Origin of the sequence: Halomonas gemina, from assembly GCF_023554995.1 — a bacterium.
Classification (GTDB): Bacteria; Pseudomonadota; Gammaproteobacteria; order Pseudomonadales; family Halomonadaceae; genus Halomonas; species Halomonas gemina.
In genome coordinates this window covers 769,216-794,116 of sequence record NZ_JAMJPK010000001.1, presented here as the reverse complement: position 1 = coordinate 794,116, position 24,901 = coordinate 769,216, and the positions used below count along the sequence as shown (strand labels likewise).

General features: G+C 62.4%; 22 protein-coding genes. 18 read left to right on the top strand and 4 right to left on the bottom strand.

The window, feature by feature from the left end:
• Positions 1-71 precede the first annotated feature (71 nt).
• The 13 genes from M8009_RS03885 (at position 72) to tviB (M8009_RS03825) (ending at position 17,092) form a co-directional block, all read left to right on the top strand.
• The gene (locus tag M8009_RS03885; protein ID WP_250059436.1) at positions 72-1,583 is read left to right on the top strand and encodes an asparagine synthase-related protein; all 1,512 of its coding nucleotides are present in this window, start codon (positions 72-74) and stop codon (positions 1,581-1,583) included.
• 15 nt (positions 1,584-1,598) lie between these two features.
• Positions 1,599-2,501 carry a sulfotransferase family protein gene (locus M8009_RS03880; RefSeq protein ID WP_347709822.1) on the top strand — a complete coding sequence of 301 codons (903 nt, stop codon included), beginning with the start codon at positions 1,599-1,601 and terminating at the stop codon, positions 2,499-2,501.
• A 15-nt stretch (positions 2,502-2,516) separates the two neighbouring features.
• Positions 2,517-3,623 carry a glycosyltransferase gene (locus tag M8009_RS03875; protein ID WP_284047684.1) on the top strand — a complete coding sequence of 369 codons (1,107 nt, stop codon included), beginning with the start codon at positions 2,517-2,519 and terminating at the stop codon, positions 3,621-3,623.
• A complete protein-coding gene (locus M8009_RS03870; protein ID WP_250059433.1) occupies positions 3,620-4,714 on the top strand; it encodes a glycosyltransferase in 1,095 nt (364 codons plus the stop codon). The genes M8009_RS03875 and M8009_RS03870 overlap by 4 nt, the downstream gene beginning before the upstream one ends.
• A 58-nt stretch (positions 4,715-4,772) precedes the next feature.
• Positions 4,773-5,888, top strand: coding sequence for a glycosyltransferase (locus M8009_RS03865; RefSeq protein WP_250059432.1), 1,116 nt, complete (start codon positions 4,773-4,775; stop codon positions 5,886-5,888).
• On the top strand, positions 5,885-6,898 hold the full coding sequence (gene galE / locus M8009_RS03860) for a UDP-glucose 4-epimerase GalE (RefSeq protein WP_250059431.1): 1,014 nt from the start codon (positions 5,885-5,887) through the stop codon (positions 6,896-6,898). The genes M8009_RS03865 and galE overlap by 4 nt, the downstream gene beginning before the upstream one ends.
• Positions 6,898-8,913, top strand: a complete 2,016-nt coding sequence (gene asnB, locus M8009_RS03855) for an asparagine synthase (glutamine-hydrolyzing) (RefSeq protein WP_250059430.1) — start codon at positions 6,898-6,900, stop codon at positions 8,911-8,913. The genes galE and asnB overlap by 1 nt, the downstream gene beginning before the upstream one ends.
• Before the next feature lie 43 nt (positions 8,914-8,956).
• Positions 8,957-10,003 (top strand): EpsG family protein, encoded by a 1,047-nt coding sequence (locus M8009_RS03850; protein ID WP_250059489.1) that lies wholly within the window; start codon positions 8,957-8,959, stop codon positions 10,001-10,003.
• A 143-nt stretch (positions 10,004-10,146) separates the two neighbouring features.
• Complete coding sequence (locus M8009_RS03845) at positions 10,147-11,160, top strand: GSU2403 family nucleotidyltransferase fold protein (RefSeq protein ID WP_250059429.1); 1,014 nt, start codon at positions 10,147-10,149, stop codon at positions 11,158-11,160.
• Positions 11,161-11,192: 32 nt separating this feature from the next.
• Positions 11,193-12,320 carry a glycosyltransferase family 4 protein gene (locus tag M8009_RS03840; protein ID WP_250059428.1) on the top strand — a complete coding sequence of 376 codons (1,128 nt, stop codon included), beginning with the start codon at positions 11,193-11,195 and terminating at the stop codon, positions 12,318-12,320.
• 106 nt (positions 12,321-12,426) lie between these two features.
• A complete protein-coding gene (locus tag M8009_RS03835; RefSeq protein ID WP_250059427.1) occupies positions 12,427-13,209 on the top strand; it encodes an ElyC/SanA/YdcF family protein in 783 nt (260 codons plus the stop codon).
• A gap of 34 nt (positions 13,210-13,243) precedes the next feature.
• The gene (locus M8009_RS03830) at positions 13,244-15,712 is read left to right on the top strand and encodes an MraY family glycosyltransferase (protein ID WP_250059426.1); all 2,469 of its coding nucleotides are present in this window, start codon (positions 13,244-13,246) and stop codon (positions 15,710-15,712) included.
• A 102-nt stretch (positions 15,713-15,814) separates the two neighbouring features.
• Positions 15,815-17,092 carry a Vi polysaccharide biosynthesis UDP-N-acetylglucosamine C-6 dehydrogenase TviB gene (gene tviB / locus M8009_RS03825; RefSeq protein WP_250059425.1) on the top strand — a complete coding sequence of 426 codons (1,278 nt, stop codon included), beginning with the start codon at positions 15,815-15,817 and terminating at the stop codon, positions 17,090-17,092.
• Between the two features lie 123 nt (positions 17,093-17,215).
• Here the strand turns inward: tviB (M8009_RS03825) and M8009_RS03820 are convergent, their stop codons facing one another.
• Together M8009_RS03820 and M8009_RS03815 are read right to left on the bottom strand one after the other, a co-directional pair.
• Positions 17,216-17,374, bottom strand: a complete 159-nt coding sequence (locus tag M8009_RS03820; RefSeq protein ID WP_250059424.1) for a hypothetical protein — start codon at positions 17,372-17,374, stop codon at positions 17,216-17,218.
• Positions 17,371-18,120, bottom strand: coding sequence for a zeta toxin family protein (locus tag M8009_RS03815; protein WP_250059423.1), 750 nt, complete (start codon positions 18,118-18,120; stop codon positions 17,371-17,373). Before M8009_RS03815 ends, M8009_RS03820 begins: the two co-directional genes overlap by 4 nt.
• Positions 18,121-18,223: 103 nt before the next feature.
• Between M8009_RS03815 and tviB (M8009_RS03810) the strand changes: the two genes are divergently transcribed.
• Both tviB (M8009_RS03810) and M8009_RS03805 read left to right on the top strand, forming a co-directional pair.
• Complete coding sequence (gene tviB, locus M8009_RS03810; RefSeq protein WP_250059422.1) at positions 18,224-19,477, top strand: Vi polysaccharide biosynthesis UDP-N-acetylglucosamine C-6 dehydrogenase TviB; 1,254 nt, start codon at positions 18,224-18,226, stop codon at positions 19,475-19,477.
• A gap of 128 nt (positions 19,478-19,605) precedes the next feature.
• Entirely contained in the window at positions 19,606-20,025 is a 420-nt protein-coding gene (locus M8009_RS03805; protein ID WP_250059421.1) for a DUF2384 domain-containing protein, read from the top strand.
• 678 nt (positions 20,026-20,703) lie between these two features.
• On the opposite strand, the gene mntA is transcribed toward M8009_RS03805, so the two are convergent.
• Positions 20,704-21,105, bottom strand: coding sequence for a type VII toxin-antitoxin system MntA family adenylyltransferase antitoxin (gene mntA / locus M8009_RS03800; RefSeq protein WP_250059420.1), 402 nt, complete (start codon positions 21,103-21,105; stop codon positions 20,704-20,706).
• Between mntA and M8009_RS03795 the strand changes: the two genes are divergently transcribed.
• From M8009_RS03795 to M8009_RS03785, 3 genes are read left to right on the top strand one after another with little or no spacing between them, the layout of a single operon-like run.
• A complete protein-coding gene (locus M8009_RS03795; protein ID WP_250059419.1) occupies positions 21,098-21,346 on the top strand; it encodes a hypothetical protein in 249 nt (82 codons plus the stop codon). The two genes, mntA and M8009_RS03795, sit on opposite strands and share 8 nt — an antisense overlap.
• Positions 21,347-21,382: 36 nt before the next feature.
• On the top strand, positions 21,383-22,723 hold the full coding sequence (locus tag M8009_RS03790; protein ID WP_250059418.1) for a UDP-glucose dehydrogenase family protein: 1,341 nt from the start codon (positions 21,383-21,385) through the stop codon (positions 22,721-22,723).
• A 5-nt stretch (positions 22,724-22,728) separates the two neighbouring features.
• Positions 22,729-23,970, top strand: coding sequence for an O-antigen ligase family protein (locus tag M8009_RS03785; protein ID WP_250059417.1), 1,242 nt, complete (start codon positions 22,729-22,731; stop codon positions 23,968-23,970).
• Between the two features lie 333 nt (positions 23,971-24,303).
• Here M8009_RS03785 and M8009_RS03780 read toward each other — a convergent pair whose 3' ends face one another.
• A complete protein-coding gene (locus M8009_RS03780; RefSeq protein WP_250059416.1) occupies positions 24,304-24,729 on the bottom strand; it encodes a DUF488 domain-containing protein in 426 nt (141 codons plus the stop codon).
• Between the last annotated feature and the right edge of the window lie 172 nt (positions 24,730-24,901).

The window sequence follows — 24,901 nt, the reverse complement described above, 5'->3', positions numbered from 1 at the left end:
GTATCGCCATGATTTATGGTTGATAAATGCGGTGAGTGTTGAGAGTCATCAATATTGACTTTAGGAAATATATGAGTGTTTTTGACTTAGCGCATCTCCCTTCCGCCTCCGATGGGTTCGACCGGTGTCAGTTTGTCCTGAATGATGACAAAACACACTTAAGATTTTTCTCGGACTTGGCTGGCGAACGTCCTATTTATCTCTACTATGACGGGCACAATGTGCACTTCTCTTTGCACTTGCCAAGTATTCTAGAATATTTGCAGGCTAGAAAACTGCTACGGTTAGACGATAAATCGACCAGTTTCTTGTTGCAAAACTACGTAATACCAGTGCCCTATAGCTGCTATCAGAATCTCTATATTATAACTGCCGGACAAGTTATTGACCTATGGTTTGACGGTGGCAGGTGGTCACTTCATAGAAGTGTGGAGTTTCCATTCGTAAACTCTCGAAGTCGTGAGGATAGCTCGCCTGACTTAGGTGCTGTTCAAGAAGTCTTGTCTACTGCGGTCGATCACGCATTGAAAGGAGCAACCGACAAGGCCCTGTTTCTAAGTGGTGGGAAAGATTCAATTCCACTTGCAATGGCTGCGGTCGATTCAGGCCACAAGGATTTGCACTGCGTCACCTATCGCTCTCCAGGTGCAGCCGATGAATCAGAGATCGCAGAGTCTGTTGCTAGAAGATTAAATCTTAGACATACAGTGATTGATGTCGATTTTGGTAATATTGATATACAGCGCCTCATAACATATTTCGAAAGGACACCGTTTCCTTCCTTAGATTATGCTGCCCTCTCTTATGCTGCTGCAGGAGTCGAGTGTTTAGATTCGGGGGTTACTGTTTTGGATGGGCTGGGCAGTGATGGATACATAGGCTATTTGCCCACTCCAAATGTAGTTAAACAAAAGCGTCGACAGCTTCCTGGTTTTTTGAGTGCTCTGCTTCGCAAGGTCTATCCATCCGACCGATTCCCGTCTGGGGCAATGAGGTTTGAGTATGAATTGGACGGTTTGCTTGGTACCTATTGGCCCAAGGAGCAGAAGGCGTTTGATTTAAGCGCCTTCGATACCCATCGTTTCTGGGACGACTTGGTTGGGGGGCTAACCTATAGAGATCCAGTAGATTGCCGCGCATTTATTCGAGGCCAGTATGTAGACCACGAGCTTTTCATGAGAAAGGCACGAAATGCGGCAGATGCGTTCGAATGGAATGTTAAATTTCCTTGGGCTCAGGAATCGGTTGTTGATTACTTCTTCAATCTTCCTGAGGAAAATCGGTTTGATAGAGACAATTACAGAAATAAAGTTATTCTCAGAGATTACATAAAAAAGCGAGTCGGTGTTGATTCGGATAAAATAGGAAAAAAGGGATTTGTTTTCGATTATACGAGGTTTTTAGAGCTGAATCAAAGATTCGTTTTGGACGAAATTCTGGCATGTCCACTTTGGACGCCTGCCATTGAAAGCCATGTAAGAAAGATGGTGGACCAAGGGTTTCGGTACAGGAAAAATGCCGAAAGACTGTATTGCTTGTTTATGATTAGTGGCTGGTATAATCATTCAACATACTTGAATTGATAGGCTGGATTTTTTGTGGGTACTCCAAGCTTTTTTATTGTCGGTGCGCAAAAGTGCGGGACGACGATGCTGTATTACTATTTGAAAGATCATCCAGAAATATTCCTACCTGAATTGAAAGAGCCTCATTTTTATAGCGATGACTTGAGGCTGCGCGATCGGATTGATGATCATAAAAGTTACTCTCGCTTGTTTGACGATGCGCCTGCTTCGTCTATTGTAGGTGAAGCTTCCGCCAGCTATCTATTTTCCAAAAACGCAGTGCACAGCATCATGGCGGAGAACCCTGATGCCAAAATCATCGCGATGCTGCGTAACCCGGTTGAGATGATTCAAGCGTACCACTCCGAGCTTTGTTACAACCTTTCTGAGGATGAGCATAACTTTGAGTATGCTTGGTCCTTGCAGGCAGCAAGGCGACAGGGCCAGAACATTCCCCCTTCTTGTGTCGAGCCGAATATTCTCCAGTATTATGAAGTCGGGTGTCTGGGTGACCAGGTTGAGAAACTTATGAGCATTGTCCCGGCCTCACAACGGTTAGTCATACTTCATGATGACGTGAAGCAGGATGTCGAAGGAGTCTACAGGGATGTGCTGAGTTTTCTAGAGGTGAGCCCTGTTCTTCCGAATTCTTTTGAAGTTGTCAATGAAAGAAAGCGGTTGAAGAATAAAAATCTGGCTTTGCTGCATAAAAATCTTCCCGAGAGACTCGGCAGGCTCTATGGGCCACTGAAGAAAATGGGTAACGCAGTGGGCATAACACCCAGCCGATGGATGGAAAAGTATAATATTGAAAAAGGAAAAAAAGAACGGCTGCCAGAGCATTTTGTTCATGAGCTTGAGGATGCCTTTCGGCCACAGGTGGAAAAGCTTGAAACTCTGTTAGGACGTGATCTTTCGCACTGGTTGCGGCATTAAAGACTCGGGGTGACTATGGCGCGTATTGGCATAGCGGTGTACTCGTTGGCTGGCGGAGGCGCCGAGCGCATGGCAATCAACTTGAGCCGAGAATTTGTCGAGGCTGGGCATGACGTTGATTTTCTGCTGGGAAGCAGAGAGGGCGATTATCTAGATTCAGTTCCTGATAGTTGTGAGGTTATTTTTCCGGAGCAACCAGGTGCAAGTCATTGGCGTAACTCGATTATCTCCTATATTGATCAACGTCAGCCCTTTGTTTTGTTGGGAATGATGGAAGGCGCCTCTATTATCGCTATCCAGGCCTCAAGAAGGTCGAAAGGTAAAGTGCCTGTTGTCGCTCGAATCCCTAACCATTTCTCGACCCATTGCCGAGAATCTCCACGATGGAAGGAACGGTACCTGATGCCTTTGGCCGCTAGATGGTACCTGCCAAAGGCCAAAAGAGTGGTAGCTATCTCTGAAGGGGTCAAGGAGGATGTCATATCTACTGCTGGTCTTAAAAAAAATAAGGCTGTCACGATTTATAATCCAGCCTTCGAGTGTAGTCCGAAAGCCGGGCAGTATCGCCGAGTGCACTCTTGGTTAGACTCTAAGAGCAGCTGGATTTCTGTAGTCACAGCGGGACGGCTGTCGGCGCAGAAGCAGCAGGATGTCTTGTTGAAGGCCATTGCATTGGCGAATCTAACGGCCGATACGCGGCTAGTGATACTGGGGCAAGGTGAGTGTGAGGAGGCTCTTCGTCTGGAAATCCATCAACTTGACATTGCTGATAAGGTGGATCTTGTGGGTTTCGTGAACAATCCCTTGGACTACTTTGCACAGGCGGATGTTTTTGCTCTGTCTTCCGCTTGGGAGGGATTTGGCAATGTATTGGTCGAGGCCTTGGGAGTGGGCGCGACAGTAGTATCGACAGACTGTCCCAGTGGCCCCAGCGAAATTCTTGCGAAAGGCCATTTCGGTCAGCTGGTACCTGTCGGTGATAGTCAGGCCATGGCCGATGCCATTCTGCGAGCCAAGGAGCATCCAGTCGATCCGGCAGCGCTGGCCGAACATTTGAAACAGTTTGAAGCCCAGACCGTGGCTCGGCAATATCTGCGTGTCATGGGAGTGGAATCACCGTGAAGCTTTTGTTTGTTCTTGGGGATATTTCCGCATACGGCGGTACCGAACGAGTGACGACGGAGATCGCGGCGGCGCTGTCCGAAGCGGGTCACGAGATAACCATCCTGAGCCTTTTCGGCCCAGCGGAACCCTGGTTCGACATGCCGGATGCCGTCCGCGTGAAGACCGCCGGCCTGGCGGCGGCTGGCGGCAGTCTGCGCAGGGCTGCGGCAATTTCGCGCTTCCTGAAGGCCGAGGCTCGTGAATCCGGCGCTGACGCGATGATCCTGGTGGACTCCATTCTGTTCGCCTTCTGCGTGCCCTGGGTGTGGCACTCGCCGGTGAAGGTGATCTGCTGGGAGCACTTCAACCTGGCCACGAGCCACGGCACGCGCATGCGTGACCTGGCCCGGCTGGCGGCCTCGCGCCTGAGCGACCGGGTGGTGGTGCTCACCGAGCGGGATGCCGAGGCATGGCGCCGCAAGTACCGCATCGTTGATCGGGTCCAGGCCATCTGGAACCCGATTCCCCGCTTCCCGGAGAGTGAGCCGGTATCACCGCGCCCGCTGGACGCGCCCGCGATTGCGTTGGCCGTCGGCCGCCTCACCCGCCAGAAGGGCTTCGACGTCTTGATGCGTGCCTGGCACTACCTCGGCGAGGCGAGAAACGGCTGGGTGTTGCGAATCGTCGGTGGCGGCGAGGAAGAGGCCGCGCTGAAGGCGTTGGCGGCGGAACTGGGCATCGAGGATTCGGTGGTCTTCGTCGGCCAGGTGCGGGATATGGCTCGGGAATATGCCGCCGCGGACCTGTACGTGATGAGTTCGCGCTGGGAAGGGCTGCCCATGACGCTGCTCGAGGCCCAGCACTTCGGCCTGCCCAGTGTTTCCGCCGACTGCCCCACCGGCCCCCGCGAGGTACTGGCCGGTGGCAGTGGTCGTTTGGTGAAGCAGGAAGATCCACAGGCACTGGCCGAGGGGCTTACGGAACTTATGAGCAATGCCGCTGAGCGGGCCCTAATGGCGCGAGCGGCGAGGGAAAACGCACGGCGTTACCGGCCCGACGGTATACGGCAGGAGTGGGAAGCGATGTTTGGCGAGTTGGGGCTGAAATGAGGTTTCTTTCGTATGGGAGGTGCCGTGTTGGCTCTATCACACCCGGTGGGGTGGATCGGTGAGAATCCTACTGACGATTACCAGCCTGGGCGTTGGTGGTGCAGAGCGCCTGCTGACAGCTCTGGCGGATCAGTACGCTGCCGACGACCATGAGGTCATGCTCGTGCGCTTTCACGGCGAGGCGGAGTTGCGACCGAGCGACCCGCGGGTGCGGTTGGAGAACCTGAACATGCGGCGCAGCCCGCCGGGTGTTCTGGCGGCACTGGGGCGCTTCCGCCGGCTGGTCCGAGCGTTTCAGCCGGATGTGGTCAATAGCCACCTGGTGCATGCCAATCTCCTCACCCGCCTGCTGCGGATGGTCACACCCATGCCGCGATTGGTTTCCAGTGCGCACAATACCAACGAGGAGGGGCGGTTGCGCATGGTCGCCTATCGTCTGACCGACCGGTTGGCGGATATCTCCACCAATGTCTCCGACGAGGCAGTTGAGGCCTTCGAGGCGCAGTGGGCTCTGCGGCCGGGGCGGATGATCGCCATCCACAACGGTATCGATACGGCGGCATTCGCCTTCGACCCGGCCGCGCGGGTGCGGGTTCGGGCGGAGCTAGGTCTCGATGGGTACACTCCGCTGCTGCTCGCCGTGGGCCGGCTCTGGGAGCAGAAGGATTACCCGAACCTCTTGCGTGCCTTCGCCCACCTTGATCCTGGCGCCATCCCACCGCAACTGGCGATCGTGGGCGAAGGGCCGTTGCGCGGTGAACTGGAAGCCTTGGCACAATCGCTTGGCATGGTGGATCGGGTGCGCTTTCTCGGCGTGCGCCATGATGTACCGGCGTTGATGTCCGCCTGTGATGTGTTCGTGCTGCCTTCGGCCTGGGAGGGGTTCGGCTTGGTGGTAGCAGAGGCCATGGCCTGCGAGCGGCCGGTGGTGGCCACCGATTGCGGCGGGGTGCGCGAAGTGGTGGGCGAAGACGGTTTCTTGGTCCCGCCGCGTGATAATACTGCCCTGGCGGCGGCGATGGAGCGGGTCTTGCGGCTTTCGCCGGAGGAGCGCGAGCAGTTGGGCAGCGCTTCGCGCGAGCGAGTGATGGCGCGCTTTTCGCTCGACGTCATGGCGGATCGTTACCTGGCTGTGTATCAGACCGCTTACAAAGAACCTGAAGGGGTGAAATGAGAATATTGGTAACGGGAGGGGCCGGCTACATCGGCTCTCATGCCATCGTGGTGCTGCTGGAGGCGGGCCATCAGGTGGTGGCGCTAGATAACTTGGCCAATGGCTCGGCCGTGGCGGTAGCGCGAGCCGCGGAACTCGGTGGTGGGGAGGTGCCCTTCATCGAAGGTGATGTGCGGGACCGGGCACTGCTGGACAAGCTGTTCGCCGAGCAGAGGATTGATGCGGTGATGCACTTTGCCGGGCTCAAGGCCGTGGGCGAGAGCGTCCAGCAGCCGCTGGCCTACTTCGAGAATAATGTGGGCGGAACTGTCACCCTGTGCCAGGCCATGGAGGGGGCGGGTGCACACCGCCTGGTGTTTAGCTCATCGGCCACCGTCTACGGAGAGGGCCATCCCTTGCCCTGGCACGAGGGCCTACCCACGGGTACACCTAGCAACCCCTACGGCCGTTCCAAGCTGATGGTCGAGCAGGTGTTGTCCGACCTGGCCGTTTCCGACGAGCGCTGGCATATCGGGGTGCTGCGCTACTTCAATCCGACAGGGGCGCACGAGAGCGGGCGCATCGGCGAGTCGCCGCGCGGCACGCCCAACAACCTGGTGCCCTACATCGCTCAGGTGGCCACCGAGCGGCGGGAGTCGCTGGCCGTGTTCGGCAGCGACTATCCCACCGACGACGGCACCGGGGTGCGGGACTACCTGCACGTGATGGACCTGGTGGAAGGCCATCTAGCGGCGCTAGAGGCACTGGACACCCGCTCGGGGGTGAACGTCTGGAATCTGGGCACCGGGCGGGGCTATTCCGTGCTGGAGATGGTGCGCGCCTTCGAGACGGCCAGCGGCCGTAGCGTGCCCTACCATTTCGCGCCCCGGCGTGCGGGTGACCTGCCGGCGTTCTGGGCGGATCCCGGCAAGGCGAGGGAAGAACTCTGCTGGAAGGCTCGGCGCGACCTGGATGCCATGATGATGGACGTCTGGCGCTGGCAGCAGGCCAACCCGGAAGGGTACGACTGATGTGTGGACTGGCGGGTTTTCTGCAACCGAGCGGGTTCGATGCCAGGGCGGGGTTGGGCGCCATTCAGGCCATGACCGCAGCCATCATCCACCGCGGCCCGGATAGCGAAGGCCACTGGGCCGAAGAGGGCGCCGGGCTGGTGCTGGGCCATCGGCGGCTCTCTATTCTCGATCTTTCTCCAGCGGGGCATCAGCCCATGCACTCGGCATGCGGGCGTTATGTGATCGCCTTTAATGGTGAGATTTATAATCACGAAAGGCTCAGGAGCGAGGTAAGAGGGGCGAGAGGTGAGGTACCACAGTGGCGGGGGCATTCGGATACCGAGACGTTGCTGGCGGCGTTTTCAGCGTGGGGTGTGGAAGAAACGCTCAAGCGCTGTGTGGGGATGTTTGCCATCGCGCTGTGGGATCGCCAGGAGCGGACGCTGACTCTGGCGCGGGATCGTTTCGGCGAAAAGCCGCTCTACGTTGGCTTTGCCCAGGGTGCTAGCAGTGGTGAGGGCGAGCCGGTCACGGGGCGTGGGTCGTTGCTGTTCGGTTCCGAGCTCAAGGCGCTGATGGCCCACCCCCAATGGCAGGGCACCCTGGCCGAGCAGGCACTGGAAGGCTACCTGCGCTTCGGCTGCGTGGGCGGCGAGGCGAGCATCTTCCAGGGGGTGGCCAAGCTGCCGCCGGGTTCTCTGGTGACGATCACCCACGCGGATGTGCAGGCCGGCCAGCTGCCGGCGCCGGTGCATTGGTGGTCCGCGGAGCAGGCGGCGCGGGAATCGATGCAGGCCGAGCCCTTGAATGAACCCGAGGCGGCGGTTTCCGCCGTCGAACAGGCGCTGGGCCAGTCCGTTAAGAGTCGCATGCTGGCCGATGTGCCCCTGGGGGCCTTTCTATCGGGCGGCATCGATAGCTCGCTGATCGTGGCGCTGATGCAGCAACAGGCCGAGGCGCCGGTGCGCACCTTCTCGGTGGGCTTCGACGATGCCCGCTACGATGAATCGAGCCACGCCGAGGCGGTGGCGGCCCACCTGGGCACCGAGCACATGACGCTCCAAGCCACCTCCCAGATGGCGCTGGACCTGGTGCCCAAGCTGCCCGAGCTCTATGACGAGCCCTTCGCCGATTCCTCCCAGCTGCCTACCGCGCTGGTCTCCCGGCTGACCCGCGAGCACGTCACCGTGGCGCTCTCCGGCGATGCCGGTGACGAACTGTTCGGCGGCTACAACCGCCATCTGTGGGTGCCGCGGATCTGGCACAAGCTCAAGCGCCTGCCGCTGCCGGCGCGCCGGGCGCTGGGCGGTTCGCTCAAGGCGATTCCCGCCCAAGGCTACGATGCGCTGATGCGGCTGGGCGGCAGGGTATTGCCGAGCCGCCTGCAGGTGCGCACCTTCGGTGAGAAACTGCACAAGCTGGCCGCGGTGCTGGAAAGCCCTAGCGAGCGTGCGCTGTTCGTCGGCGTGGCCTCGATGAACCGTGAGCCCGCCGCGCTACTGGAAGGGGAGTGCAGCGGACAGACCCCGAAGGCGCTGTTCCCGGCCCTGCAGCAGTTCGATAGCGTGGAGTGGATGCTGCTGATGGACACGCTTCACTACATGGTTGACGACGTGTTGGTGAAGGTAGACCGGGCCAGCATGGCCAGCAGCCTGGAGGTGCGCGTACCCTTCCTCGACCCCGAGGTGTTCCATACCGCCTGGCACATTCCCGTCGAGACCCGGCTCAAGGAGGGGCAGGGCAAGTGGGTGCTGCGCCAGCTGCTCTATCGCCATGTGCCCCGTGAGCTGATCGACCGGCCCAAGATGGGTTTCGCCATCCCGCTGGATGCCTGGCTAAGTGGCCCGCTGCGCGACTGGGCGGAGGACCTGCTCTCCACCGCCAGCCTGCAGGCGCTGCCGATGCTGGATGCCGGCCAGGTGCGCCGCCTGTGGCAGGCCCACCTCAAGGGCCAGGGCCACCACGCCCAGCAGCTGTGGGCCGTACTGCAGCTGCTGGCCTGGCAACGGCGCTGGCGACCTGGCCTGCCCTGAACCCCGTTTCCTAAGCGCTGCCGAAGCGGCGCTTCGCTTGCAAGTGAGCCCTATGCTGCCCTACTGGATACTCTTTCTGATTCCCGCCGCGGGGGTGCTCTCCCAGCGGCGGCTGACACCCGCCTCGCGCCCCACGATGTGGTGGCTGATCGGCGCGGTCTTTACCTTGGCGATTGGCCTGCGTTTTCAGGTGGGCGGCGACTGGGGCGCCTACCTGCGCTATGTCGATCAGGCCGCCGCCATGTCCCTGTTCGAGGTGCTGACGCACGGCGATCCCGGCTACTACCTGCTCAACTGGCTGGCGGTGAACCTGGGCGGTAACATCTACTGGGTCAACCTGATGTGCGGCGCCATCCTGATGAGCGGGGTGATTGCCTTTGCCCGCCGTCAGCCGCTGCCCTGGCTGGCGCTGCTGGTGGCGGTGCCCTACCTGATCATCGTGGTGGGCATGGGCTATTCCCGCCAGGCGGTGGCGCTGGGTTTCGTGCTGCTGGGACTGGTGGCCCTCGGCGATAATCGCGTGCGCGTGTTCGTGGTCTGGGTGCTGATCGGCGCCGCCTTCCACAAGAGTGCGGTGCTGATGCTGCCGGTGGCCGGCCTGGCCGCCAGCCAGAACCGTTTCGCCTCCTTGGCCTGGGGCGGTGCCGCCTCGCTGATCGGTGGCTACCTGTTTCTGTTTGATTCCGTCGACCAGCTCTGGGCCAACTATGTGGAGGCGGATTATCAGTCCCAGGGTGGGCTGATTCGGGTGCTGATGAACGCCGTGCCGGCAGTGCTGTTCCTGCTGCTGAACCGGTACATGCGGCTGAGCCATGCCGAACAGCGGCTGTGGTGGTGGATGTCGGTACTGGCCATCGCCTGCCTGCCGCTGGTGGTGATGTCTTCCACGGCCACGGATCGGGTGGCGCTCTATCTCATTCCGCTGCAGGTGTTCGTGTTCTCGCGCCTGCATCTGATCGTGGGAGATACCTTCCATCGCGCCTATATCGTGGCGGGGGTGGTGGCCTACTACACGGCCGTGCTTTTCGTCTGGCTGTTCTTTGCGGTGCATTCAGACTGGTGGCTGCCGTATCAGGTGGTGGGGATGTGAGGGAGGGGTGAGGTTCGAGGTGCGAGAGGTGAGGTTAGAGGGCGTTGTCTGATTTGCTCGTGAGGTGGTTAACTAAATCTCCAATACATATGTTGTTTTTTTAGTTAAGATGCCGAGTAGGGTCATCTGCATGAGGAAACAGCGTGAGCTACACACGGCTTCAACTGGAGCAAGCCAAGGTCGCCACCAATGCTATCCAGCTCTTCGAGGCGTTGGAGGCGCATCGTGGCCAAGCACGTCAGGTGGCTGGCTCCATGCACTGGAAGCTCATCGCTGGCCGCGAGTATCTCTACCGCGGGTATTCCCACGGCAAGAACCAATCGCTGGGGCCGCGTTCACCCGAGACGGAATCCATCAAGGCGTCGTTTGACGCCAGGAAGGCGGCACACAAGGCGCGGGAAGACGCCCTGAAGCACCAGTTGAAGACGCATGCGGCTTACGTGCGAGCCAATCGGCTGCACCGTTTCCCTCTCATCGCCGCCCGCGTCATTCGTGCTCTGCAGCGTCAGGGCGTTCCTTTCCGCATCATTGGTACCAATGCACTCTACGCGTATGAGGCACGGGCCGGCGTGCTGGTCGAGCCCGAGCACCTGGCCACCTCCGATGTGGATGTGCTGATGGATGCCCGCCAGGGAGTTCGTATCGCGGCTCAGGTACAACCCGAGGGCTTGCTCTCCCTGCTGCGCCGAACCGACAAGACCTTCCAGCGGTTCACTGATGCGACGTTCATGTTCTGTGCTGTCAATGACATCGGCTATCGCGTCGACTTCATCACCCAGGGTGGCAGCGATCCTCTGCAGATGAACGACTTCGAGCATCTGCTGGAGGAGGGGGATCTGACCCCGGTGACCATCGAGTCACTCAAGTGGCTGGTGGCATCGCCGCGCTTCGAGGCAGTCGTCTTCGATGAGCGGGGGATGCCGCTTCGGCTATCGACGCCCGACCCCCGGGCGTTCGTGCTGCACAAGTGGTATGTCAGCCAGCGGCCCGACCGTGAGCCGGCCAAGCGGTACCGTGATGAAGCCCAGGCCAGGCTGGTGGCCAGCCTGCTTCATCACGAGTTGAAGGATTTGCCCACGACACGAGCGGTGACACGGGCCTTTCCCCACTTGCTGCGCCAAGACGCTAGCGCCGAGTTGGATGACTTTGATGTGTAAAGCCTCACATCTCACACCTCACAGGAACACCGATGCAAGACAAGGACGTTGTGGTGTTGGTCTCCAACACCTCCTGGTATCTCTATAACTTCCGCCGCGGCACCATCCTGGCGCTGTTTGATGCGGGCTACCGGGTGATCGGCCTGGCGCCGCAGGATGACTACGCCGCGCGGCTGGTGGAGGAGCTGGGCATCGAGCATATGGCGCTGCCCATGGAGGGCAAGAGCACCCGCCTGGTGGGCGAGGGCAAGAGCCTGTTGGCGCTGGCCGGTACGCTGCGCCGCCTGAAGCCAGCCTTCGTGTTCAACTTCACGGTCAAGGCCAATATCTACTCGGGCCTGGCCTGCCGGGCGCTGGGCATCCCCTATGCCAACAATGTTTCCGGCCTGGGCACGGCCTTCCTCCATGACAACTGGCTGTTTCGCCGGGTGCGCGCGCTCTACGGCTTCGTTAATCGCGGGGCGCGGCGGGTGTTCTTCCAGAACCAGGAAGACCACGATCTCTTCCAGTCCCACGGCCTGCTCAAGAACACGCCCACCACGGTGCTGCCGGGCTCCGGCATGGATACCACCCGCTTCGCCTTCTCGCCGCTGCCTGGGGTTGGGACGGAAGGTGGCCCCTTCACCTTCGTGATGATCGCCCGCCTGCTGGGCGACAAGGGCGTGCGCGAATACGTGCAGGCCGCCGAGCAGGTGAGGGCCCACCACCCCGAGACGCGCTTCATGTTGATCGGGCCGCATAGCGCGAGCAACCGCACCGCCATCACCGAAGACGAGGTGCGCGAGTGGCAGGCGGCCGGGGTGATCGACTACCTGGGCGAGCAGGGCGACGTGCGGCCCTTTATCGAGCAGGCCCAGGTACTGGTGCTGCCCTCCTACCGCGAGGGTATGCCGCGCACGGTGCTGGAAGCCGCGGCCATGGGCCGCCCGGCCATCGTCTCCGATGTGCCGGGCTGTCGGCATGCCGTTGAGCCGGGCAAGACCGGCTGGCTGTGTGAGGTGAAGAGCGCCGATTCGCTGGCCGAGCGCATGCGGGCGTGTATCGAGATGCCCAGCGAACAGCTGCAGCAGGCCGGCACGGCGGCGCGCCAGCGCATCGAGGACGAGTTCGATGAGCGGATCGTGGTGGAGGCGGCGCTGGCCTGCCTTCAGGCTCGGTGACGCCTCACGCCTCACGCCTCACGCCTCACGCCTCACGCCTCACGCCTCACCCCTTACGCCTTACGCCTTACGCCTCACCCTTCACCCCTGACCCGGAAACCCGAACATGTATGACCTCTTGAAGACGCTGGCGGCCCAGCTGGTGATGCCGCTGCCGGTGGTGCTGGGGCTGCTGGTGGTGGGCCTGCTGCTGGGCCTGTGGGGGTGGCGGCGCACGGGCATGGCGGCGGCGGCCGGTGGCCTGGGGCTGTTGTTTCTTGCCAGCTGGGGGCCGGTGGCGGAGCGCCTGCTGGCGCCGCTGGAGGCCGAGTATGCGCCGATGCCGACGCTGGCTGCCGATATCCAGGCGGTGGTGGTGCTGGGCGGCGGCTGGCAGCCGGATGCGCCCCGCTCGATCACCGGCAAGCTCGGCGAGAGTTCCGCCATCCGGCTGATGGAGGGGGTGCGGCTGTGGCGTCAGCGGCCCGCGCTGCCCTTGGTGGTAACGGGGGCCAGCCGTGATCCTAGCCGGGCGCCCGTGGCCCAGGGCTATGCCCGGGCCGCCCGGGCGCTTGGCGTGCCGAGCCCGCGGCTGAGGGTGCTGGATACCCCGACGGATACCGGCCTGGAGGCCCGCGCGGTGCGTGAGGCACTGGGGGAGGGCGCCCGGGTGGTGCTGGTGACCTCCGCCTCGCACATGCCGCGGGCCATGGCGCATTTTCGCGCGGTAGGCCTTGCGCCGCTGGCGGCACCCACCCATTACCTCGCCAAGGGAGAGCCGGCGGATAGTGTGTCCGATTGGGTGCCCTCTGCCAGCCACCTTCGCAAGACCGAGCGGGCCCTATATGAGGCCATGGGCCAATGGGCCATGAGGTTTGAAGGGCGTGGCCGTGTTTCTGCAAGCGAATGAATTCCAACAGCTTCATGGATGAAGGTATCGTGTTATGCCTGTCACATTGTTGTTTCCTGCCCTGGCCATGCTGCTCTCGGCGGTGGCCATTCGTGCCTTGCGGCGGCCGGCGCTGGCCATGGGCTTGGCCGACCGGCCCGGGGGGCGCAAGCAGCATCAGGGGATAATCCCGCTGACCGGCGGGCTCGGGGTCTTCATCGGCTTTGTGGTGGTGCAGCCGCTGGTGGCGGCCTCGCTGCTGGAGCTGCTGCCGCTGTATGCGGGCATGGCGTTGCTGGTCGCGTGTGGCGTCTATGACGATGCCCGAGACATGCGCAGCCTCCTCAAGCTGGGGGTGCAGCTTGCGGCGGCGCTGCTGATGGTGCTGTGGGGGCGGCAGGTGGTGGTGACCCTGGGGGACTTTCCCGGGGTGGGCCTGGTGCAGCTGGGCGCGATCGCCGCGCCGCTGACGGTGATCGCGGTGGCCGGGCTGATCAATGCCGTGAATATGATGGATGGCATCGATGGCCTGGCCGGCGGCGTGGTGGTGGCCATGCTGGCCTGGCTGGGCGTGGTGGCCGGCCTTCAGGGGCAGCTTGGCCTGCTGGCGGTGATCGCCTCGCTGGCCTTTGCGGTGGCGGGGTTTCTGGTGTTCAACCTGCGCCACCCCTGGCGGCGCAAGGCCAACGTCTTCATGGGCGATGCCGGCAGCATGGCACTGGGGCTGGCCATCGCCTGGTTCGTGGTGGCCCTCTCCCAGCATGAGCAAGCGGTGCTCGCCCCGGTGGCCTACGGCTGGGTGCTGGTGCTGCCGGTAACGGATACCCTGAGCCTGGCGATCCGCCGGGTACGCAAGGGCCAGAGCCCCTTCGCCGCCGACCGCGAGCACCTCCACCATCTCTTCCTGCGCGCGGGGTTCAGTCATGAGGGCACCACCCTTGCGCTGGTGGCCATCGTGTTCGCCCTGGGGGCCGTGGGGGTGCTGGGCTCGCTGGTGGGCGTGCCGGATGTGCTGCTGCTGCTGGGGCTGATCGGCGTGGCCATGCTGCACTATGTGTTCATTCGCCATGCCTGGCGCACCAGCAAGGCCCTGCGGCGGCTGTATGCGAACTCGATGACGATCGCCCGCTTCAGTCGCGGCGAGCCGCTGCTCGAAGTGATGTTGCGCACGCGCCCCCTGGTGGCGGGCTGGCGGCGCTACCTGGCCCTGGCGGGGCTCTATCTGGGCATCTTCAGCCTGGCCCTCTCCGCCTGGGGGGCGGCCCTCGGCGCGGGGCTGGTGCTGGTGGCCACGCTGCTCAGTTGTCGGCTCTTCTGGCGGGATGTGTCGCACCTGCCGCTGTTCTGGGTGTCTGCCGGGCTGACCCTGTTCCTGGTGGCGCGCAGCCTGGGGGCGGAGCTGGGGGGCAGCGTGTCGCCGGACTGGCGGCCGTTGGTGCTGCTCGCCGGTATCATCAGCGTGCCGCTGGGCTGGTGGCTGGCCCAGAGCCGCCTGCACTGGCCCGGGTTGTTCGGCGTGTTGCTGCTGGGCGGGGCCGCCGCCTTCATTGCCCGGGTCGACTGGTCACGGCTGGAGCAGGGCATGCTGGCCAACCCCTGGGTATGGGGGCACCCGGCGCAGACCGGCTTTCTGGCCTCGGTGGGGTTGCTGATGCTGGTGGCCATGCTGTTCTCCGGGCTGCAACGCCTGGGCACCGGCTGGCGGCCGGCCTATCAGGTGGGGGTGGCCATGCTGCTCGCGACCCTGGTGATGATGGTGCTGGTGGCCACCCACTATGGCTCGGGCTGGATCGGTGCCCTGGCAGGGCTGGGGTGCTTCGCTCTGGCCACGCCGCTGCTGGGTCGCCCGCAGGGGGAGCGCCTGGGCCTGTGGGGCATTGCCGCGCTGGGGGCGCTGGGTGGCATCAGCCTGGTGACCTGGTACGGGCTGAGCGATGGCTCGCCGCCGGTGCTCGAGGGCATCACCCGGCCCCTCGAGGCGGGCAGCCTCTACCTGCGCGGTGAGCTGGAGGCGGCCTACGCCGTGCATGCCGGCACGGTCGAGCGGTTGATGCTCTGGGGGCACGCCCGCGAGGCCTGGCTGGCGCGTCCGCTGCTGGGCTCCGGCAGCATGGCGCCTACGGTCTACTCTGGCTGGCTGGCGGGTTACCAGGGCTTTCATTCCCTGTATGCCGGCATCGCGGTGGGGTTCGGGCTGGTGGGCCTGCTGGGGTTCGCGGCAGTGGCGGTGATCTGCCTGCGGGCTGTGCTGTTGATGGCCGTGGAGCGGATCTGGCCAGCGGCCTGGGTGCTGGGGCTGCTGAGTAGCGGGGTGAGCGTGGTGGTGATGTTCGCCCTGGCGGTGCCGATTCGTGAGGCCGGTTCCCTGGCCATGATGGTGCTGCTGATGGCCGCCTGCTGTGCGGCGGTGTTCCAGCGCGATTGGCTGCGCCAGCGCGGGGTGGTGAACCGCCATGGGCTGCGCCGGCGGTATCGCCGTGCGCCCAGGGTGCACGGGAGCGCCCGTTACCCCCGGGGTGAGTGAATTCATCTTTTCGTTAAACCGGGGGCGGCTTAATGTTACATGGCGTAACATCCGGCCCCGTTTTCATTTCAGTGCAACGACGATAGCGCAAGGAACAAGCAGATGCTGAGCATGGACAACATTCGACTGGGCGTGATCGGCCTGGGCTATGTGGGGCTGCCGCTGGCGGTGGAGTTCGGCAAGGTGTTGCCCACCGTGGGGTTCGATATCAACGCGCAGCGCATCAATGACCTGCGAGACGGCATCGACCATACCCTGGAGGTGGAGCCGGCGCTGCTGGCCGAGGCCACCGGGCTCAGCTTCGAGAGCGATCTCGAGGCGTTACGCGAGTGCAATGTCTATATCGTGACGGTGCCTACGCCCATCGACGAGAGCCGGCGGCCGGATCTAACGCCATTGCTGCGTGCCAGCGAGAGCCTGGGCCAGGTGGTGGGCCAGGGCGATGTGGTGATCTATGAGTCCACCGTCTACCCCGGCGCCACCGAGGAGGACTGCATCCCGGTGATCGAGCGGGTATCAGGGCTGACCTACAACCGCGATTTCTTCGCCGGCTATAGCCCGGAGCGCATCAACCCGGGCGACAAGGAGCACCGTGTCACCAGCATCAAGAAGGTGACCTCGGGCTCCACGCCGGAGGTGGCCGAGTTCGTCGATGCCCTCTATCGCCGGGTGATCACCGCCGGCACCCACAAGGCCAGCTCCATCGCCGTGGCCGAGGCGGCCAAGGTGATCGAGAACACCCAGCGTGATATCAACATCGCCCTGATCAACGAGTTGGCGGTGATCTTCAACCGCCTGGGGATCGACACCGAGGAGGTGCTGGAGGCCGCCGGCACCAAGTGGAACTTCCTGCCGTTTCGCCCCGGCCTGGTGGGCGGGCACTGCATCGGCGTGGACCCCTACTACCTGACCCACAAGGCCGAGCAGGTGGGCTACCACCCGGAGATGATCCTCGCCGGGCGGCGCATCAACGATGGCATGGGGGCCTATGTGGCCAGTCAGCTGGTCAAGCAGATGATCAAGCGCCGCATCCATGTGCAGGGCGCGCGGGTGCTGGTGATGGGCCTGACCTTCAAGGAGAACTGCCCGGACCTGCGCAATACCCGGGTGGTAGATATCCTCAAGGAACTGGCCGACTACAGCGTGGCGGTCGACGTCTTCGACCCGCAGGTCAACAAGGACGAGGCCGAGCACGAGTACGGCATTCGCCCGGTGGAGCAGCCCGACGCCGGCGCCTACGACGCCATCATCCTCGCCGTGGCCCACCGCGAGTTCCGCGAACTGGGCGTCGCGGGCATGCGCGCCTGGGGCAAGCCCGAGCACGTGCTCTACGACCTGAAGTACGTGCTGCCCAAGGAAAGTGTTGACCTCAGGCTCTAGCCGAACCCCCCTTTGGGGTCAGACCCCTCAATCCGCTTAGGGGTCGGACCCTTAAGGGCATTTAAGGCGATGGAAATGAAAAACCCGCCATTTGGGCGGGTTCTTGACGGCGTAGGCGGGTCGTCAGGAGGGCTTGTGGACTGCCTTTTCCAGCACTGCCTGTTGGCGCTGGTTGGCGCGCTCGATCACCTGGCGATAAACATCACGCTTGCGTTCGGGGCTGGCGTTGCGGATGAATGCTGATAGGGGGCTGCCGCCGGTCTTTTCATCTTTGGTCATCATGTCCGCTTCCTCGTCTTCTCGGCGAGCTTTTGCAGAAGGGACTCGCGAGAGTATGCTTCGGCAATGTGGGTGTCAATTCGTTCCACGTTCTGCACGTACTCGCGATGTGAGCCGTCGTGGTTCTTGATCAGCAGGTCGACCATCACCAATTCGCCGAACTCCTGCTTGATACGGTTGGCCACATCTCTGGCTGCAAAGTACTGTTCTGAAAAGCTTTCTATTGGAATTCTTCGACCCTCCAAGGCTTCGCGGGCTTCTACGAACTCCCAAGCAAGTAAGGGATCCTGGTAGACATAAAGAATCTGCACGACCCTGGATTTGCCAAGCGAGCGAGCTACGTTCTCCCGGGCCTTGGCAAGGTTGGTGAAGGTGCCATCCAGAAGAAAGCTCTGATGCTGCTTCAGGGCCACGTCCAGGAGCTTTTCTACCAGAATAGAGACGGCCGGCTGAAACAGCCAGGCATTGCCGCCATGGTAATCCTCGAACTCATCTCTAAGCTCATCAGGGTCGATGCGCAGGATGTCTTGGCCATTTTCACTGAGGACGGCGATGAGTTCCTTTGAGGCCTCTGTCTTGCCGGCACCGGGTGAGCCCGCCATGAACACCGATACTGGATATTTCTCGGGGGGATAAAGGTGCTTGTCGGCAACGCGTTTGGCAATCCGCTTCTTTTGCTTCCTGGCAAACGCAATGGCCCGCGTGGTGATAGGGTGCTCTTCAGCTTGATGAGCAGTGACGTTGGTCATGTGGCTGATGGTCATGTTGCGAGTGGCACGTGATGGCAGGGTAGCACTGATCTCATCAAGGGTCGGATGCTAAGTATAATTCTGTAGCGTGCTCTCTAAGGCCATGGCCTGGCGTTGGTGGAGGTGCCGGTGGCTGCCGCTGGCGGTGGAGTTCGGCAAGGTGCTGCCCACCGTGGGGTTCGATATCAACGCGAAGCGCATCAATGACCTGCGAGACGGCATCGACCATACCCTGGAGGTGGAGCCGGAGCTGCTGGCCGAGGCCACCGGGCTCAGCTTCGAGAGCGAGCTTTCGGCGCTGCGCGAGTGCAATGTCTATATCGTGACGGTGCCCACGCCCATCGACGAGAGCCGGCGGCCGGATCTCACGCCGCTGATCAAGGCGAGCGAGAGCCTGGGCCAGGTGGTGGGCCAGGGCGATGTGGTGATCTATGAGTCCACCGTCTACCCCGGCGCCACCGAGGAGGACTGCATCCCGGTGATCGAGCGGGTATCAGGGCTGACCTACAACCGCGACTTCTTCGCCGGCTACAGCCCGGAGCGCATCAACCCGGGCGACAAGGAGCACCGCGTCACCAGCATCAAGAAGGTGACCGCCGGTTCCACGCCGGAGGTGGCCGAGTTCGTCGATGCCCTCTATCGCCGGGTGATCACCGCCGGCACCCACAAGGCCAGCTCCATCGCCGTGGCCGAGGCGGCCAAGGTGATCGAGAACACCCAGCGCGATATCAACATCGCCCTGATCAACGAGTTGGCGGTGATCTTCAACCGCCTGGGGATCGACACCGAGGAGGTGCTGGAGGCCGCCGGCACCAAGTGGAACTTCCTGCCGTTTCGCCCCGGCCTGGTGGGCGGGCACTGCATCGGCGTGGACCCCTACTACCTGACCCACAAGGCCGAGCAGGTGGGCTACCACCCGGAGATGATCCTCGCCGGGCGGCGCATCAACGATGGCATGGGGGCCTATGTGGCCAGTCAGCTGGTCAAGCAGATGATCAAGCGCCGCATCCATGTGCAGGGCGCGCGGGTGCTGGTGATGGGCCTGACCTTCAAGGAGAACTGCCCGGACCTGCGCAACACCCGGGTGGTGGACATCCTCAAGGAACTGGCCGACTACAGCGTGGCGGTGGATGTCTTCGACCCGCAGGTCAACAAGGACGAGGCCGAGCACGAGTACGGCATTCGCCCGGTGGAGCAGCCCGACGCCGGCGCCTACGACGCCATCATCCTCGCCGTGGCCCACCGCGAGTTCCGCGAACTGGGCGTGGAAGGCATGCGCGCCTGGGGCAAGCCCGAGCACGTGCTCTACGACCTGAAGTACGTGCTGCCCAAGGAAAGCGTCGACCTCAGGCTCTGACGGCGAGGGGCAGCAGGGTCGAGGGGCATGGACGCCTCGAGTCCCAGTGGCTATGTTGCAGTGATGCATTAATGCAGCAATGATGTAACCTGTATTGATGCTCCATCTGGCATGCGAGGTACCCCGTCATGAGTGCTGAAGCCCTTATCGACCCGAACGAATACCAGGCGCCCAAGACCTACGAACGTTTCGTTGAGGATCTCAAGCGATCTGCAACGGCAGCGGGCAAGCCGATCATCGACCCCAGATTGTTCGCTCGCGCATTGGGCATGGATCTGCAAGTTCTGGCTGCGGATGCCCATGTGCACCGAGTCACCCTCTCACGCGCTCAAGGGAGCGAGAAGCTGCAAGGCTTTCTGCGCGATGCGTTGCAGGTGTTGCGTGCTGCCACCGACATCAACGGGGACTTCAGGCATGCCCTGTTCTGGTTTCGGAACGAACCCATCAGCACCTTCGATTATCGAACGCCGGAAAGACTGGTCAGTGAAGGTCGAACTCAGGACCTGGTACGTTACCTGCAAGCCCTGAAGGCCGGGGCGGTAGGGTGAAGGTACGAGAGTCGCTGGCGTGCCCTGCCTACCGCGTCCACGTGCCACGGTGGGCATGGGCACCCACCAGTGGTGCCGGAGCCGCCGAATATGGTGGCCGCTTGAACCGTCCAGCTGGCTGCTGGTCGGTGTAGCGCTGGAGTGCGGGGCTGCCGGTATCTTGTTTCCCTCGGTGGCAAATCCCGGCGGCACGAATCTGGTGCTCTATACGGAAGCGTTGCAGGAAGGGGACCGACTCCGACTGGTGGCTTACGATCCCGATGATGATCTTCCCAAGGACCAACGGTCTTGGGAATAGACAACCGCACTGCTATCCCGAGCACGTGCTTTATGACCTGAAGTATTTGCTGCCCAAGGAAAGCGTTGACCTGAGGTGGTAGGGGGCCTCAGCGTTGCTGGGTGCATCCTGGGCGCCTGCGGCGCCATCGCGATCTGAAGTTGGAGCGCCCAGCCGCCGCTCCCACAATCATGATCCAGCTCCGGGCCTTTGTGGGAGCGATCGCTTGCGTCGCGATCCGTCGCGAAGCGGCGGTGGGGTTGTCCTGGGCGCCTGCGGCGCCATCGCGATATAAAATATCGCTCCCACAGGTAGCTGTTCCAATTCCTCTGCCAAGGTTGCGAAGTGCTCGCGCATGGCATCGACATATTCGGCTTCCATGTCTGGGCCTCCTTGGCCGGTCACGCAAAATGCCGCTGATGGTACTGGTGGTCGAGTTCCCACATCGACGTGATGCGGTTCTCCTCGCGGATCAGGCGCAGGTGGTCATTGGCCTGCAGCACTTGCCCGGTGCGGATTACGGCGTGGGCCAGGGGGAGGGGGGCGAGGTTGATATCCACGATTGAGAGCTGGTCCTGCTTCAAGCCCAGTCGATCCTGCCAGTCTTGTGCCAGCAACTCGGGCCGCAGGCGACGCTCCAGCGGCTCCTTGGCGAAGTCGCGGAATGCCACCGCGAGGTCATAGTCACTCTCTGCCGAAGCGGTGCCCTTGGCGCGAGAGCCATAGAGCCAGAGCACGGCGATGTCGCTCTCACAGGCCGCCAGGTCGGCCAGGGCATGGAGGATGATGGACTGATTGCGCATTGCTGACTCTCAGGTGCGGTGGGTCGCGTTATTCGAGTCTATCATTTCCCAGGCCAATACGGATGCGCTCGGCAAAGGCGTGGCGGGCGCCGAGCCCCGTCATGAGGCGTCCACCGGCCAACTTGACGACCCGTTCCGCGAACTGGGCGTGGAAGACATGCGCGCCTGGGGCAAGCCCATGCATGTGTTGTACGATTTGAAGTATGCGCTGCCCAAGGCCGAGGTGCATATCAGGCTCTGAGAGGAGCTGGTGACGGGATAATTCAGGAGGAAGGGAATGAAGATCACGATTTTTGGAACGGGTTATGTGGGGCTGGTGACCGGTACCTGCCTGGCCGATGTGGGCCACGACGTGCTGTGCATGGACGTGGACAAGGGCAAGGTGCAGCGGCTGCAGGATGGTGAGATCCCCATCTACGAGCCGGGCCTGGAGCGGATGGTTCAGGAAAACGTGACCGCTGGGCGGTTGCGCTTTACCACTGACCCGGCCGAGGCGGTGGCCTTCGGCACGCTGCAGTTCATCGCCGTGGGCACGCCGCCGGATGAGGACGGCAGCGCCGATATGCAGTATGTGCTGGCGGTGGCCAATACCATCGGCGAGCACATGAACGAGTACAAGGTGATCGTCGACAAGTCGACCGTGCCGGTGGGCACCGCCGAGCGGGTGGGCGAGTCGGTGGCGGCGGCGCTGGCGGCCCGCGGCGAGGCGCTGGAGTTCGATGTCTGCTCCAATCCGGAGTTCCTCAAGGAAGGCGCGGCCATCGACGACTTCACCCACGGGGCGCGCATCGTGGTGGGGACCCACTCCGAACGGGTCAAGGAGCTGATGCGCGAGTGCTACGGCCCCTACATCCGCTTGCAGGAAAAGCTGATGTTCATGGACGTGCGCTCGGCCGAGCTGACCAAGTACGCCGCCAACGCCATGCTGGCCACCAAGATCAGCTTCATGAACGAGATTGCCAACCTGGCCGAACGCCTGGGGGCGGATGTCGAGCAGGTGCGCCGCGGCATCGGCAGCGACCCGCGTATCGGCTACCAGTTCATCTACCCCGGCTGTGGCTATGGCGGTTCCTGCTTTCCCAAGGATGTGCAGGCGCTGGCGCGTTCCGCCAGCGATGTCGACTACCAGGCCGAGCTGCTCAATGCCGTGGAGGCGATCAACAAGCGCCAGAAGCAGACGCTGTTCGCCAAGCTCTCCCAGGCCTTCGATGGCGATCTTGCCGGCAAGACCATTGCCCTGTGGGGCTTGTCCTTCAAGCCCAATACCGACGACATGCGCGATGCCCCCAGCCGCACGCTGATGGAGGCCCTGTGGGATGCCGGCGCCCGGGTACAGGCGTTCGATCCCGAGGCGATGAAGGAGTGCCGGCGCCTCTATGGCGAGCGCGATGACCTGGTGCTGGTGGCCGATCGCATCCAGGCGGTGAAGGGGGCCGATGCCTTGGTGATCTGCACCGAGTGGAAGGACTTCCGCGCGGTGGATTTCGATTGGCTGAAGAACCAGCTGGCCATGCCGGTGGTCGTCGATGGCCGCAACCTCTTCGACCCCCAGACCATCAAGCAGGCCGGGCTGATGTACTACGCCGTGGGGCGTGGGGACTCGCTGCACCGGCGATGACCTTGATGCGGGGCCTGACGGCCGCCGGGATCGTGGCGACCATGGCCTTGCCGGTGCTGCTGCCTGGCGGCTATTGGTGGGGCCCCCTGTGGCTGGGGCTGCTCGGGCTGCTGGCCCTGTTGGGCCGGTTGGTCCCCGGCTGGATGAGGGTTCGCCCTCTGGGTCGCCGGGGCTGGGGGCTGGCGCTGATGCTGCTGCTGTTCGGCGCCTCTCAGCTGGCCATCGCGGCCTATCACGGCGAGGCCGCCCAGCTGCTGCCGCTGCTGCTGCCGGTAGTGCTGGCGCTGTTGGTGTTGCCCGCCCTCCATGCCTGGCTGCCTTCGTTGATCTGGCTGTGGGCCGGCCTTGCGCTGGCGGGGATGACAACGGGCGGCTGGGCCTTGTGGCAGACGCTGAATGGCGTGAGCCGGGCCAGTGGCCACGAACCACTGCATGCCATCCTGTTTGGCAACCTCAGCCTGCTGGCCGGCGTGCTCTGCCTGGCGGGTATCGGCTGGGCGCTCAACGCCCCCCGGCGGTATGGCTGGCTGGTGGTGCTGGGGCTGGGCGCCCTGGGCGGGGTAGCGGCTTCGGTGCTCTCCGGTACGCGGGGTGGTTGGGTCGCCCTGCCGCTGATCCTGCTGGTGTTTCAGCGGGGCTATGGTCGTTGGCTCCCTCGGAGGCAGGCCGCCCTCTGGTGGGTGGGAGCGGGGGGCCTGCTGGCCGGCCTCTATGTGTTACCCCAGACCGGGGTACAGCATCGCGTGAGTCTGGCGGTTGCCGAGGTTGAGCATTATCTGGCGGGTGAGCGGGCCAAGACAGGCTCGGTGACGACGCGCCTGGAGATGTGGCAAGGGGCGGTGGGGCTGATCGTCGAGCGGCCGCTGATGGGGCACGGTAAGGCGGGTTACATGGAGGGAATGCGCTCGCGGGTGGAGGCCGGTGAGCTCGACCGGGCAGTGTTGGCACACGCTCATGCCCACAATGATCTGCTCAACGCCTGGGCCAAGCGTGGGTTGCCGGGCCTGCTCGCGCTGTTGGGCCTCTACCTGCTGCCGCTGTGGCTGTTTCGCGGCGGTTTGAATCATCCCGATACCTCGCATCGCGCCTTGGCGGTGGCGGGATTGTTGCTGCCCGTGACCTTTCTCGATTTCGGTCTTACCTATAGTTTTTTGGCCTATCCTGTCGGCGTGGCGGTATATAGCGGCTGGTTGGTGGTGCTCTGGAGCCTCTATCGGCATGCCCCTCTAGGGCGTCATCCACAATGAAACATGACGATTCACCATGATCAGGGATGATGGAAATGAGACGTGGTGCGGATTGCGTTCACGCCGTCGAGCCGATAATACTTTTTGGCGTAACGCTTCAATGGTGAAGTCGTGACTTCCAGGGGTGTCGAGGCGGCCGGCCTAAGGAGATTCCATGAAACTACAGTGTCCTCACTGTCACGGCTTAGGTGTCTATAAGCTCAGGCGGCAATGGTGGCAGCGTCTGCTCCATCTGGAGCGGTTTTATTACTGTGTCGATTGCGAGCAGACACTGCCGCGCTCCCGGTTGCATGAAGCTGCCTGAGGGGATGATGAGGGCCTGTTCCTGTGGCGTCATTCGTCATTCAGCATGCCACGGTAGCAGGGGGGCGAGGCCAGTTCTCGGTCCTCGGCGTCTTCGTCATGAAGCGCCTGCAAGATAGCCTCGCGCAGCAGCGGCAGGTGTGTGTCCTCCAGGTCGCGGGCTGCCGAGAGCAGCGTTAGCCGGCCCTCTCGGGCGTGGCGCATCAGCGGAATCAAACTCTCCGGCGCATCCCGCAGCTCTCCCCGGTAGCGGGCGGAAAACACTTCCTCGTTGATCTCGCCCAGGTGGTACTGGCGGCGTAGCGCGGGTGAGGGAGAGGCATCGCGGTACCAGTCGGTCAACGCCAGGCTCTCGCGGCGCTTGCCGCGCGGCCAGAGGCGGTCGACCAGCACCCGGGCGCCATCCTCGGCCTCCATCGGCTGGTAGATGCGCTTGAAGACGATGTCGTAGGTCATGGCGAGCGATCCTTGCCGGCAATCTGTAGTCTAGTCTCTCCGTATCCTTCCCCTCAGGCAACTGCCGGAGCGTCCTGGGCGCCTGGTCGCAGCAACCCTGTAGCACAACGCCTGATCATCGACAAGCGTTGATGCCCGTTCGTATATGGATCCCTGGATAATGACGTGGTTG